The 13,155-nt window shown below is 39.2% G+C and carries 15 protein-coding genes; 13 read left to right on the top strand and 2 right to left on the bottom strand.

What is annotated here, in order from left to right:
* The 9 genes from ACO1O5_RS10485 to ACO1O5_RS10445 form a co-directional block, all read left to right on the top strand.
* Nucleotides 1-2,029 (top strand): penicillin-binding transpeptidase domain-containing protein (locus ACO1O5_RS10485; protein ID WP_486269960.1); only part of this gene is annotated, 2,029 nt, incomplete at its 5' end.
* A 26-nt stretch (nucleotides 2,030-2,055) separates the two neighbouring features.
* On the top strand, nucleotides 2,056-2,823 hold the full coding sequence (locus tag ACO1O5_RS10480) for an FHA domain-containing protein (RefSeq protein WP_486269958.1): 768 nt from the start codon (nucleotides 2,056-2,058) through the stop codon (nucleotides 2,821-2,823).
* A gap of 2 nt (nucleotides 2,824-2,825) precedes the next feature.
* The gene (locus ACO1O5_RS10475) at nucleotides 2,826-4,451 is read left to right on the top strand and encodes a serine/threonine-protein kinase (protein WP_486269957.1); all 1,626 of its coding nucleotides are present in this window, start codon (nucleotides 2,826-2,828) and stop codon (nucleotides 4,449-4,451) included.
* Nucleotides 4,452-4,463: 12 nt separating this feature from the next.
* A complete protein-coding gene (locus ACO1O5_RS10470; RefSeq protein WP_486269963.1) occupies nucleotides 4,464-4,715 on the top strand; it encodes a tyrosine-type recombinase/integrase in 252 nt (83 codons plus the stop codon).
* A 404-nt stretch (nucleotides 4,716-5,119) separates the two neighbouring features.
* Nucleotides 5,120-5,659 (top strand): helix-turn-helix domain-containing protein, encoded by a 540-nt coding sequence (locus ACO1O5_RS10465; protein WP_486269955.1) that lies wholly within the window; start codon nucleotides 5,120-5,122, stop codon nucleotides 5,657-5,659.
* A 64-nt stretch (nucleotides 5,660-5,723) separates the two neighbouring features.
* The gene (locus ACO1O5_RS10460) at nucleotides 5,724-6,104 is read left to right on the top strand and encodes a cupin domain-containing protein (RefSeq protein ID WP_486269954.1); all 381 of its coding nucleotides are present in this window, start codon (nucleotides 5,724-5,726) and stop codon (nucleotides 6,102-6,104) included.
* 295 nt (nucleotides 6,105-6,399) lie between these two features.
* Entirely contained in the window at nucleotides 6,400-6,624 is a 225-nt protein-coding gene (locus tag ACO1O5_RS10455) for an SHOCT domain-containing protein (RefSeq protein WP_486269952.1), read from the top strand.
* A gap of 97 nt (nucleotides 6,625-6,721) precedes the next feature.
* Nucleotides 6,722-7,159: a hypothetical protein gene (locus ACO1O5_RS10450; RefSeq protein WP_486269951.1), complete on the top strand. Its 438-nt coding sequence runs from the start codon at nucleotides 6,722-6,724 to the stop codon at nucleotides 7,157-7,159.
* A 60-nt stretch (nucleotides 7,160-7,219) separates the two neighbouring features.
* Nucleotides 7,220-7,603, top strand: coding sequence for a hypothetical protein (locus ACO1O5_RS10445; RefSeq protein ID WP_486269949.1), 384 nt, complete (start codon nucleotides 7,220-7,222; stop codon nucleotides 7,601-7,603).
* Between the two features lie 246 nt (nucleotides 7,604-7,849).
* On the opposite strand, the gene ACO1O5_RS10440 is transcribed toward ACO1O5_RS10445, so the two are convergent.
* Nucleotides 7,850-9,103, bottom strand: a complete 1,254-nt coding sequence (locus ACO1O5_RS10440) for a cation:proton antiporter (protein ID WP_486269947.1) — start codon at nucleotides 9,101-9,103, stop codon at nucleotides 7,850-7,852.
* Nucleotides 9,104-9,482: 379 nt separating this feature from the next.
* Between ACO1O5_RS10440 and ACO1O5_RS10435 the strand changes: the two genes are divergently transcribed.
* From ACO1O5_RS10435 to ACO1O5_RS10425, 3 genes are all read left to right on the top strand, one after another.
* Complete coding sequence (locus ACO1O5_RS10435; protein ID WP_486269962.1) at nucleotides 9,483-9,719, top strand: P-type ATPase actuator domain-containing protein; 237 nt, start codon at nucleotides 9,483-9,485, stop codon at nucleotides 9,717-9,719.
* A gap of 20 nt (nucleotides 9,720-9,739) precedes the next feature.
* Complete coding sequence (locus ACO1O5_RS10430) at nucleotides 9,740-9,967, top strand: hypothetical protein (protein ID WP_486269945.1); 228 nt, start codon at nucleotides 9,740-9,742, stop codon at nucleotides 9,965-9,967.
* A 99-nt stretch (nucleotides 9,968-10,066) separates the two neighbouring features.
* On the top strand, nucleotides 10,067-11,290 hold the full coding sequence (locus tag ACO1O5_RS10425) for a DUF2254 domain-containing protein (protein ID WP_486269943.1): 1,224 nt from the start codon (nucleotides 10,067-10,069) through the stop codon (nucleotides 11,288-11,290).
* A gap of 675 nt (nucleotides 11,291-11,965) precedes the next feature.
* Here the strand turns inward: ACO1O5_RS10425 and ACO1O5_RS10420 are convergent.
* Nucleotides 11,966-12,376 carry a hypothetical protein gene (locus ACO1O5_RS10420; RefSeq protein WP_486269942.1) on the bottom strand — a complete coding sequence of 137 codons (411 nt, stop codon included), beginning with the start codon at nucleotides 12,374-12,376 and terminating at the stop codon, nucleotides 11,966-11,968.
* 321 nt (nucleotides 12,377-12,697) lie between these two features.
* Between ACO1O5_RS10420 and ACO1O5_RS10415 the strand changes: the two genes are divergently transcribed.
* Nucleotides 12,698-12,838 carry a hypothetical protein gene (locus ACO1O5_RS10415; protein ID WP_486269940.1) on the top strand — a complete coding sequence of 47 codons (141 nt, stop codon included), beginning with the start codon at nucleotides 12,698-12,700 and terminating at the stop codon, nucleotides 12,836-12,838.
* Nucleotides 12,839-13,155 lie beyond the last annotated feature (317 nt).

Genomic DNA, 13,155 nt, shown 5'->3' with positions numbered 1-13,155 from the left:
TTATCTATGCGCAGGAGCTGGCATCGGCTTGTTTGTTCAGTTTTTATTGATTGCGGGTGGTTCAACCGGGGCGCTTCCTTTATCGGGAGTAGCTTTACCATTTACCAGTTATGGAGGCACGTCATTGCTGTGCAGTATGATCGCGGCCGGATTTTTATTGGGAGTATCACGCCTTAGCGGAACGCAGACCCAAATGAAATATATTTCGCAGAGACAGGATAAAAACCTGATGCCTGCCTTGTTAGCGGCGTGTGCAGCCATCTTACTTCTGATAGCTAACGTATCCGGGTATACGATAAACAAAAAAAAGTGGATCGTAGAACCTGCATTGGTGGCTAATCGTAGCGGTTCACGAATGTTTAGCTATAACCCGAGAATAAGTATCCTAATGAACAGGCTGCAGGCTGGCAACGTGTTTGACAGGAATGGGCGCCTGCTGGCATCCAGCGATCCTCATTTGGTGCAGACCCAAAAAGATTCTTTACTGGCTCTAGGAATACCTTCGGAAAACATAGAATCGCTTGCATACAAAAGGCAGGATCGATATTATCCCTTTGGGGCATATACTTTTTTCTGGACAGGCGATGCCAACACCGGAGTTTTCTCCGGGGGCAACAATGGATACTTTGCCGAATACGCTCATGCGGCGGAGCTTAGGGGTTTTCCGGCGCCGATTGTAAAATATGCCGTTAGTGCTGACAGGTATCGTGAAGAAAAATTTTTGCCTGTAGCCGGAACGGAGATGACCGTTGCAAAAAGAGATTATAGCGCACTTTCAGATCTCTTAACTGCCGGTATTAACAGCAATGATGTTGCTGAATTCAAGAAACGCAACAGGAACATTACACTTACCATGGATGCGGCATTGCAAACAAAAATTGAAATGGCTTTGCAGCAGGATGATAGCGTAAATAAAAAGCGTGTGTCCGTAGTAGTTATGGAAGATAAAACCGGGGATGTGTTGGCATCTGCGTGCTGGCCGCTTCCTCCCGTCGATGATTTTGACCGCCTGACTTTGCCTGAAAATGAAATTAACAAATTACCAGGCTGGAATGTGAATACAGATATTGGATTTACCTATGCGACTCAACCCGGCTCAACTGCAAAGTTGGTTACGGCAATGGCCGCCTTTAATAAACTCGGTGTTGCTGTTGCCAAAAAAACCATCAGGGTGTATCCAAAAGATTTGATCAGGGTTACGGGTCCGGAGCCGGATGAGGCTGGTTTGATTACCATCGAGAAGGCAATCGTAAAATCCAATAATTCTTTCTTCATCCGGCTTGCCAATGAAGAACAATTGCAGGAACAAATGGCAACACTCTATATGCAATCTGGTATGTTCCTTCATGGTGTGGGCGGATATTATTTTGAGAATGATGCCAATAATATTTCGCAACAGGAAAAATGGAGAAAGCTTTGGAGGGAAACAGAATTTAAAAGTCTTAACCGTTACGACCCGGAGAACATACGTAGAACAAGAGCACTTGGTATTTCGGGTATGGCCTGGGGCCAGGGCGAACTGGTGGCCACGCCTGCGGCTGTTGCAAGAATCGCTTCAGGCATTGCCAACAATGGCATGATGATACCGAACAGGTACGTGTTAAACGTGAATGGTAACCCAACAAATATAAAACAAGGTGTTTCAATCGCCGGGGATTCCGCGTATGCGCAATACCTCTCAACTTATATGCGGGAACAGAGTGCACCGAAGAAAAGCCAGTTTGGAATTTTCGTGGCAGGCAAAACAGGCACTCCGGAAAGAATTATGAAAGGAGAAAGTATCAATGATGGCTGGTATGTTTTTTTTGCACCCGAGCCTGATGGCACAGGCCATGTAGTTGTTTGCATAAGGATTGAAGGAACAAAGGGTTCAAGTGATGCGGTTGCGCTTGCAGGAGCACACATTATACCATTGTTACTTCAAAGTAATTATATAAAAAGTTTTGATCCTTTAAAGAAACCCGCGTTGCCTGACTTAGACAACACAAACGAATTAACGATGCGTCATCAGGGTGAAGGTGGCCATTAAATTTTTTTAAATAAAGTATAACCAATATGTTCAATTTATCTAAAGAACGTCCACATGATGTAAAAGGCATTCGGCATATCTTAGTACAATCCATCAAGGAAAAATTGCAGCGGGCCCAGGGCGGTGAGGGTGCAAATATAATGGGCGTTTACCTTTTTATTAATTGCAGCGAAGCAGAAAAACACCTATATGAGGCGGCGGTATTCGCTAATATGCCCGGAAAATTCAAAATGGAGGAAGTACAAAAAATTGCCGATGACTACGCAATTACATTATCATCTTCTTTTAAATTCGAGGTCGCCTTCACCAATATTTTCCCGCCGCAGGCTGATCTTATAAGCGGCATTGACGCTGCAGTTTTTATCTCGACAAAAAGATCAGGACTTAGCAATAAGAAAAACAAGGCATTTATAAAAGTGCTGAATGGAGAAGCGGAGAATGACACATACTTAATTGATTCCGGTTCGGGGAGAATTAATATCGGCCGCGAATCACGGGTACAGGCTGCCGGAAACTATGTAAGGAAAAATGTAATTGCATTTAAGCCTGTTGAAAGGAATCGTTCTGTGAGTCGTCAACATGGCCATATAGAGTGGGAAGCTGACAGTAATTCATTCCTGGTTTTTGCAGATGAAGGTGGTATTCCTCCCAACAATAAAATGAAAGTGCGTACACCCGAAGGTGCATTGATAAAAATGCAGGCAATAGAAGTTGGCCATCGCCTGCAGGAAGGGGATCAAATAATTTTAGGCGATATGGCCGTTCTCGAATTCACTTACTCAGGAGAAGATTAACTATGGCAAAGATTTTTACGATAACAGAAGGACTGGAAAACCTCGGTGCATTAAAATCGGGCGGACAAGGTTCCGTTTATAAAGCAAGAAAGACCGGTGAAATTATTACCGCTATTAAAATATTGCCAACTCCCATCGCCAGCGAGAGTGAAGACGACAAGCATTTTATTTCGTTCCAAAACGAAGTACAAAAGCTAAAGAAGGTAAATGAAATTCCCAATCCAAATGTTGTAAGCATCATTGCTTCCGGTATAACAAGTTCCGGCAATCTTCCCTTTATAGAAATGGAATACATTGATGGGCCTGACCTTGGTGAATTGTTGAAACCGCCTTATGATCCGGTGTTCACCGTTAAGGAAACCATTAAAGTAGCTGACCATTTGGCGAATGCATTAGCGCATTGCCACCGGGCCAACATAAAACATGGAGACATAAAAAGCAATAACGTAAAATTCAATCAACATACTGGTAATTATATATTGTTGGATTTTGGCTTATCGGTTATGTCTGATGAGCAACGTCGCACGAGTATCCGTTATGCGGGCGCTATAGAATTTATGGCCCCGGAACAAAGCACCGGCGAAACATTAACGGAAACGGATGTGTATAGTTATGGAATTGTATTGTTTGAATTACTAACGGGAATTGTTCCCTTTCCCTTAACGAACAAGAGTGAAATGGCACGCAATGCAGTAATGTTGGCACACATGGAAACGTTACCCCCCGATATAATATCGCTACGGCGTGAGGCGCTGCCCGGTTATTGGAGCAATGAGAAGCAGCAACGGGAAATGGAAATTCCCGTATGGGTGCTAAGCATGATCTATAAATGCCTCGAAAAAGATCCGGCAAGTCGATTTAAGAACGGCTGCGAGTTGCAGGAATTTATTCACCGTGGTACTATTAATGACGAAAGAAGAAAAGGCATCAATGGTTCAGCAGAAGAAAAAACAAAGGCCCATGCAGATGAGCCCAATTTGAGAAAAGAAATTCTTATACTGCAAACACAGATTGCAGAGAAGGACGAGTTGGTGAAAGATCTGCAATACCTGGTGCAGACACGCGAAAGAGAGTTGATTGAAGCTCAACAATTAAGTGCAACCAACCGGAAAGGCGTATCAAAATTCGCGTTTTTTTTAATGTTCATTATTGCGTTTGGCTTAGCTGGTTTTGCAGCCTATGATAAATTCTATAATTCTGGTAAACATGTTCCAACACCTATCGATGCGCAAAAAGACGAACAATTGCCGGCCAATGCGGATTCAACTATACTAACGGCAGACAAACCGATAGTGAGGGCAAACGATAAACCGAAACAAAAAACCCATACACCGCTTATTACTGCAAGCCATAAACCGCGAAAAAAATGGACACCCAATTCAAATTTAAAGCCGGGCACGCATAAGGTTCGCCCTGATAATGAATTCACCATCCTCCACACCGCCTATTTTTATGATGCGCCTGATAAAAATAAAAGAAGCGATATTTATTTAACACCGGGCGATGCAACACTTACTTTAACGGACGAAAGTGGCGAATTTAGATATGCGATTTTTACTGATGATAACGGAAAAGCCATCAAGGGCTGGTTATTGAAAAAGGATTTTAAAATAGCTGACGATAATTAATTTTAAGAATCTATTTGCGGGCCCACTGCTACTGCAGGAAGCACAAATTACAAGTGGGAAAAGATCAGTACTCATACAGCCCGACGATCTTTTGCAACTAACATGTATAATATGAATGTTCCCAGTTTAACGATAATGGCCATAATAGGGCATAGAACTGAAAGGTCCTTTTTAAGATATATCGAGATAAATCAGGAGCAACACACCCGGAAATTTCTTAAGATTTGGAAAAATCAGGATTCTTCATATCTGAAGGCTGTTTAATGTTGTGTGATTAATTTCAAATGCATCATAGAATTAATGGGATTTTACAAAAAGGGGGTTACCTAATTGCGCCTGCCCGTTTACGTTACATTGTTTATTTGTATTGTCTCTCCGCCTGTTTTCTACTTCAGATCCCCCTGATTGTTTCATCACAATTTTGTTAAATAGTTACTTTAATTAACATCCTTAGCTACAACAGCTTCTAGCTAGCGCTTTTATATATAACGTATATACCCTATAGTTTCAATCCCATTTACCAGTCTTATAAAAACATCTTCTTCTTTTTTAATGGAGTAATTTTAACGATTGGGATCGGAAAATATTTTTAAAAAATTAGCTCCGATACCGTACAGGAATTATAATCTTTTACCGTAATAAGCACTTTGAAATTATTCATTAAAAATATGGTTTGCATTCGTTGCAAAATGGTGGTTAGGGATGAATTAACGAAACTGGGGATTCAATATGCCACTGTTGAATTGGGTGAGGCAGACATACTGGAAAATATTTCAACAACACAAAAACAGCAGTTCAAAGCTGCTTTGTTAAAATCAGGGCTGGAATTAATAGATGACAAAAAGAGCGTCTTAATTCAAAAGATAAAAAATGTGATTGTTGAATTAGTACATTATTCTGAAGAACCTTTGTCCATAAATTTTTCTGATTACCTGAGCCAAAAGTTACAACACGATTATACGTACCTGGCCAATCTTTTTTCAGAAGTCCAGGGAACAACTATCGAACATTTTATTATTGCTCACAAAATTGAGCGGGTAAAAGAATTGCTGGTTTATAATGAATTGAACCTTACTGAAATTGCTTACCAGATGCATTATAGCAGCGTTGCACATCTTTCTGCTCAATTTAAAAAGGTAACGGGCCTCACCCCTACTCATTTTAAACTTATGAAAATAAAAAGGCGCTCCATGCTTGAAGATGTGTGAATCATGTAACCTTTCAACAGATTTATATAACACTTGCTACCAGAATAGTACTCAACTTTACCGGATGAAAAATACAGGCAGCAATAAAATGACAGGTGCTGTAAATTCAAACAATTCAGAAATTGAAAAAGCAAAACCACATATAATTGTTGAAATCATTGAATACATACCTAATTCAGTAGTCAGTAAAACAATCATTAAAAAATTAACCGGAAATGTAAGTGTGATGTCATTTGATACGGGCGAAGGTTTATCCGAAAAGACATCACCTTTCGACACTTTCGTACAAATCATTGAAGGAAATGCAAACATCGTAATAAACAAAGTGTCTAACTTACTTGAGAACGGCCAGGGAATCATCATACCGGCCCATGCACCTAACCAGATTATGTCAAACGGAAGGTTTAAAATGATTTCAACAGTTATTAAAAGCGGGTACGAATAAAGTATGCAGGGATTCAGATTACATAACCATAACGAATAAACGCATTTTAAAGCTATTTACGATAGTACTGCTTCAAACAAATCGTCTTAATATCAAATATCTATAGTGCCTCACCCAAAAATAAATTGGTGCTGAAGTACAAAGTCTGCCAAGAAATACTTTGTGCTCTTTCTTTGCGGGACAATGCTACACCACCCAAAAGTGTGAATGATGTAACCTATTTGTAGAATTGTGTAACACTTAATCGTATTAAACAAATGACCTTTGTGTTATTAAAATTCAAAGTAAAAACAAAATGTACTATAATAATTACTGGGGAATGAACATAATCTGGTGGTTCATCTGGGGAATTTTCATCTTCTGGATATTTTTTCTTCCCTATAATATTCCCGGTCAGCGATATAAAATAGATTCACCACTTGATATCTTACGGAAGCATTTTGCTTCGGGATTAATCACCAACGATGAGTACCAGGAAAAGAAAAAAATTATTGAAAATGATTTATCTAAATTAAGCTAAACATTTGTGCACGCCCGGTGTTATAACTTAACTTGATGATGCCTGAATAGCTGGTATTTGGCAATAGAATAGTGATCACAGAATTAAAATACTTAAAATGAAATCAATTAAAATAAATAATCGCCCGGCCGCTTTTTTTTCCGTCGGTGTTCTGTTACTTATAGCATTTATGCTCCCGTCCTGCGCAAGAAAAATGTCATTCCAAACTTCATCCGTTGTTCCCGCCGCAGAGGGCAAGGTCAAAGTGAAGAAAAATAAAAATAAAAATTACGATGTCACTTTAAGTGTAATACGGCTGGCAGACCCCTCAAGACTTGATCCGCCAAAAAAGGTTTATATAGTATGGATGAACACACAACAGAATGGAACCAAAGAAGTAGGACAGCTTAATACTTCCAGTAGTTTATTTTCAAAAACTATGAAGAGTTCATTAAAAACTTCAGTGCCATTTCAACCTCTCAGTTTTTTTATAACAGCAGAAGATAATGCTGACATGTATAGCCCATCAGGCCAGGTAGTACTGAGAACCAATTAGCAAAATTCCGCGGCAATAGTTACCGTGGAATGAATATCATTCAAAAAAATCAGTTGTTGTATGACAATCTGCTTACAGGCAGCATGGCTCTTTTTATTAGCAATACCCATTGCCTGCGTAGCATGGACCGTTACACATGAAGAGGTATTCCGGGAGCCAAGAGACTATTGCCTTAACCGTTGCGCAAAAGGTAAAACATTGTTAGAAAGAAAATTCTTTTACCTTTTTACATGCGAATATTGTTTTAGCCACTACGTTACTGTACTGTTTCTTTTATTGACGGATTATAAATTGTTAATGACTGACTGGCGGGGCTATATAATTGCAGGGCTTGCATTAGTGTGGATCGCTAATGTTTATATGAGTCTATTTGGGCTAATAAAGCAGGATGTAAAAAAGGAAAAAATGGAAATAAGTTTGATGGATAAGAAAACAAATGCATGACCAAAGATGCTGCCATCGAACACGCTTCATGAAAAACCACACGATATTATTTTCAACAGCTTCCTTTAAAAAATGGTAACCCGTTTAATCGAAAAAGCTGGTTGCCCGAATTAATACCGGCAACGCATAAACGAAAATAATAATAGTCGTTTGTGTAAATGTTTTGGATTCGAACATTAATAAGGAACTTTTCGTTGAGCATTTGCATAAAAGGTTGCATTCACCAAATCGTGAGGGGCCAGTTGTTCAGATTTTAACCGATATCACTTTTTTATCCTCTCTTACAGCTTTATCAACCAACTTATTTAGAGTAAGCCCCTGGCCTATTACGGAAAATATCACAATAAAATAGCAACAGGAAAGTATCACCTCCCGGTAGGGAGAAAGAGGAAGTGAGAGTGCCATCGCTATCGAAATTCCTCCGCGCAAACCGGCCCACGTGAGAATAGAAAGATTCACCAGGTTAACTTTGCGTAATTCAAAAAATGCAATTAATGATACACTGATCGCTCTTGCGATAAGTATAATCAAAATCGAGATCAACCCAATCAACCAGTAATGTCTCAGGAACGGCAATATCAATAGTTGCAGCCCAATCATTACAAAAAGAATCGTGTTAAGTATCCCATCCAGCAATTGCCATACACGATTTAGAAACTGTGTAGCCGGATGGTCTTTACCAAAACTGTTATTGCCTACTACCAATCCGGCCACAACTGCTGATAAAGGTATGGATGCATCAAACTTATTGGCCACTACCGAAATACCCAACACCACTGCAAGGGATATTAAAAAGATAGTTTGAAATTCTTTAATTGACCTTATAAGGCGGTATGCGATAAACCCCATTAGCAAGCCGATAAGAACACCTCCGATAACCTGCGTTCCGAAAGAGCGCAATGTTTCAAGTACGGATATTCTGTTAGAGGATTGTCTAGTAATGCCCAAAATTGTTACAAAAAGAATGAGCCCAACCGCATCATTAAACATAGACTCCCCGGATATAATGGTTGCTAACTTTGGAGGAATTCTTGATTTTGTAATAATAGCGCCTACAGCAATTGGGTCCGTCGGTGAAATAAGAGTTCCAAAAAGAAAGCAATAAATAAGCGGAATGTCAATACGCAAAAGATGAGCCGCTCCAAACAGTAATCCCCCAAAAACACCTGAAGAAACTACTACGCCCAGTGTGCTCAATATTAATACGGGCCTTCTTAATGCTTTTAGTTTTTGATAGTCGAAATGCAGGGCGCTGGCAAACAGTAAAAAGCCAAGCATTACGTTCAACAACACCTCAGAGAAATTAATGTTGTGAGCAAGTGTCGTTAGCAGGTTCGATTTTTCATCCCCAATTCTTCCTATAATTAGAACAATAATAGAAACCACCACCGACATTGTCATCACCCCTATCGTGCCCGGCAATTTTACAAACCTTTCGTTTAAATAAGAAAAACCGGCGCTGATAATTATGAGTACCGTTATAATGGAAAGTATGTCCAAAGTAAATAGTAATTATTTGAAAGATGTTACAAACTTACAGTAAGTAAATGTCAAACCATTTTACGTCGGTTGGTCCACCGAACTATACTGCTCCATTAAATAAAAACTTTTCAAAGTAATGCCAGTATTATTTTTATTGATCCATCCTGTTTCGAAAATGCAGGAAAAATGCCTAATCGTTAATGTGTGAATTATGTAACTAATGCAAAGAACTGTGTAATATTCAGTAGAATTAATGCAGCGAACTTTGCCTATAAATCGATAGTCACCTCAATTATATACAATCTTCACAATGAACAGCCCCATTAATGCCCGGGTTGAAAAGAGATGGGAAATGGGCAAATCCGCCAGCCCGTGAACCGGCGCCCGGAGATGTAATCTGCATGCTCCTGGCGACATCGTTCCGGCGGATGCCCGCTTACTGAAAGGCGATGAAGTATTCGTTGACCAATCGGCACTAACGGGTGAATCATTACCGGCTACACGCAAAACCGGTGAAGCCATATTCCCGGGGTCTATCATTCGCAGGGGTGAAATTGACGCTCTGGTCTATGCAACAGGTACCAACACTTACTTTGGCAAGACAGCAAAACACTTGCGGAAGCGCATACTGTAAGTCATTTTCAGAAAGCGGTATTGAAGATCGGTAATTACCTCATAATACTTGCAGTGGCTTTAGTAGCCATCATTATTACTGTTGCGATTTTCAGGGGCGGCCCGATCCTCAGCACTTTAGAATTTGCTCTAGTACTAACGGTGGTGGCCGGTCCCATTATAGGAGCCTTTATCAGTGTTGGTTTTGAATTCATCCTTAAGGGAAAGGCAACTGATGCAGGTGCTATTGCACAGGGTACATCCTATTGAAAATAAAAAGGTTTAAATTTAAAATAATGGAACACCTGGTATGTACGAAAAGTACTGCTATACTTATGCCGGAAATCCTTTAATAATTAGAACAAGCCTATGTGGACAAATATCAGAATCTGGATTAACGAACACCGTAACAAAATTGTAAACAGCATTGCGTTTTATCCCGCCATAATTGTGATTGTATTTTTGGCGCTTTCTCTAATGAGCATTACGTTTGATTTTTCTGAAGAAGGCAGGCAAATAAAATCGCGCCTACATTGGCTCAGGTTAAGGGATCCTTCTACGGCACGAAGTATTATCTCTTCCATCACAGCCGGGATTATTACATTGACTGTATTTAGCTTTTCGATGGTAATGATTGTTCTGAATCAGACTGCATCTCAATTGAGCAACCGGATTTTAGATAAACTGATAGGAAGCCGTTTTCAGCAGGTAGTATTAGGCATATATGTCGGCACCATTGTATATGCTTTATTTTTATTGAGTACGATCAGGGATGTGGATTCCGGTGTTCAGATTCCTGCATTAAGCACCTATTTGCTGATAGTACTTACCATTGTTGATATTTTTCTTTTCATCTATTTTCTGCATTACATCACCCAATCAGTAAAGTACGAAGTAATCATTCAGCGGATATATAGAGAGACAAATTCTTCATTGGAGCATTCCTGCAAGTTGCAGCACCTCCCTGCGAAAGCAATGTTATTTGAAAGTAAATACCTGGTTGCCGCTGCAGCCTCCGGAATTTACGAGGGCTTTGATAAACGCATTTTATTGCGCATTTGTAATGAAAATGACTGCATTTTAAATCTAATGCAATCTCCCGGCGCCTTTATTTTAAAAGGATTGCCTGTTATTAAAGTGAACAAGACATTGCCTATAGAAATTATAAAAGAAATACAAAAAGCAGTGTATTTGCAATCCAGTGAATCCATCAAAGAAAATTTCTTTTTTGGTTTCAGGCAATTGACGGAATTGGCTCTTAAGGCTTTGAGCCCCGGCATCAATGATCCGGGTACTGCCATCGAAAGTTTACGGGCATTATTCCAGTTATATTCTTACAGAGTAAATCATTTTCCGAAAAACACTATTAGGAACCAAGAATCGCAGGCAAGAATTATTTTAAAAGAATTGACCTTTGAGCAAATATTTGGAGAAACGATTTTCCCTATTTGGGATTATGGCAAACATGACCGCCTGGTTCAAAATGAACTGCATAATTTGTTGACAGTTTTTCTAACAATTGCGCCCGATGCAGAAATTGCCGGAACATTATTACAGAAAGTGAAACTACAAATGACAGATTCATCACACTAAGCAAAAGGCTTGCGAAAAGAAAAGCGCGAATTAGTATCCGTGGCACCTTCTAATATTTTATTAATCTTAAGGGGTAATTTTTAAACTGAATTTCATGGTGTAAGAGAACTTGTCAGCAATATTGAGAGTAAAGAAAACGCCTGCAATAGAAAACCAAATGATTATGACCTTACTATGTTAACCCAACTGTACAATTTTCGAACCATTTTATTCCTGATTTGACCAGACTCGCCAATCTTTTGGCGGTATGAGATTTGGAGAAGTCTTTTATTTTAGTGATTACTAAGTATTTTAAACATCCAAATTGTAATGATGAGAGCTGATAAAAATAACATGGAATTTATCCCCTCCTTAAAATAGGAGATAATCAATACGCTACCAAGCTGCCAGGCTAGCTCGCAACGAACAATTATCGCTATATTACAAAAAAGTGTTATGCTCCCAGAGAAGCTCAAAGCTCAGGAATGAGGTCTAAGGCGCTTGAATAACAAATATCGGGAGTGCCATCAATAATTTTTTAAGTTGTAATGTTGAAATAGCAAGTTCTGGCACCGCACGTGATACGAATTATTTTTATAAAGCCTTGGAAATAAGTAATTTCAGGGCTTTTTTATTTTCTGGGAGACGGTAGATACCAATATACCAACAAATCTATATCGGCATAAGAAGTTTAAGTTATAATGCATCACTCCTACCTGATAACCTGCGTGCCATTATCGCAGCTAATAGTATTACAATCACTATGAGCAACCATGAAACAAGTGGTACAATAAGAAATACACCGGCTGGTTTTGCCCCAATTGGACTTAATACACCGCTGTAAGCAACCAAAGAACCAAGTGGAAGAATGATCATCAGACTATAGAGAATCATGCGGAAAAGATCAGACCAACGCTTAGCAAACACATTAGCCACCAAAAGCGCTAAAAAAGGGGAGAGTATCCAGATAAAAAAAAGTACAATCAGGAGAAAAGATTTGTTGTTGCGACCTGTATAAAGCGTCAACGCAAGTGAGCCCACAGCCCCTGCTAAAACCACTACAACAGCTATTGTTCGGAGTAAACCAAATCTAAGAATGTTTTTCACCGGTGTTATTTTTAATAAAACTAGCTAAAATATCTATGGCTCAATAGCACCTGAAATGTCAATTTTATCAAGATAAGACTTAAGTTTTGTATCTGTTGAAAATGATGTGAATTTTGTAATTGCGTTTATGCCACCGTTATATTGAACCTCAACATAGAAGTTATTGAGCTGGTATAAGGAATAACCATTTAATCCAATATGAAAAAGATAATATCGATAGCTGTTATAAGCTTTCTTTCGACGGTAGTATTTGGTTAATCGAAAATTAGTGTTGACTCCGTAACGAAACATTATGGCGAAAAAGTGACGGCGTGTTCAAAAGTGTACGGCACTAAAACGCTTGAAAAGGTAACCTTTATAAACCTGGGTGCTGCATATCCGAACAGTCTCTTAACGATAGTTATTTTTACGAAAGATAAAGACAAGTTTAAGTCAGCTCCTGAAGCGATGCACCGTGAATAGAATATTTGTGTTACGGATATCGAATTAATTGTCTCCAATCTCAGCACGCAAACTATTGGTAAAAAGATTGTAAAGTGAAGGTGACGCATAGAAGAAAAACAAAAGATTCTTGGGAATTGCTTTCCAATAACCTGGCATCTTCCTGAAATGGCTTAATTATTATTGCAGTGTTTTAAAATAAATTACAACGGAAGAAAAACATCACGAGGATTCAGGCAGGATCGCACAAAAGTTGCGGGCCGTCTGTATTATGAAGTTTATTATGAAAAGGATAAAATGAAGAAAATCGGCAACACTGAAAAATGCTATTAAGACCG

This window comes from Ginsengibacter sp. (assembly GCF_057362405.1).
Note: the sequence above shows the minus strand (reverse complement) of the source record. Positions and strands in the feature narration are given on the sequence as shown.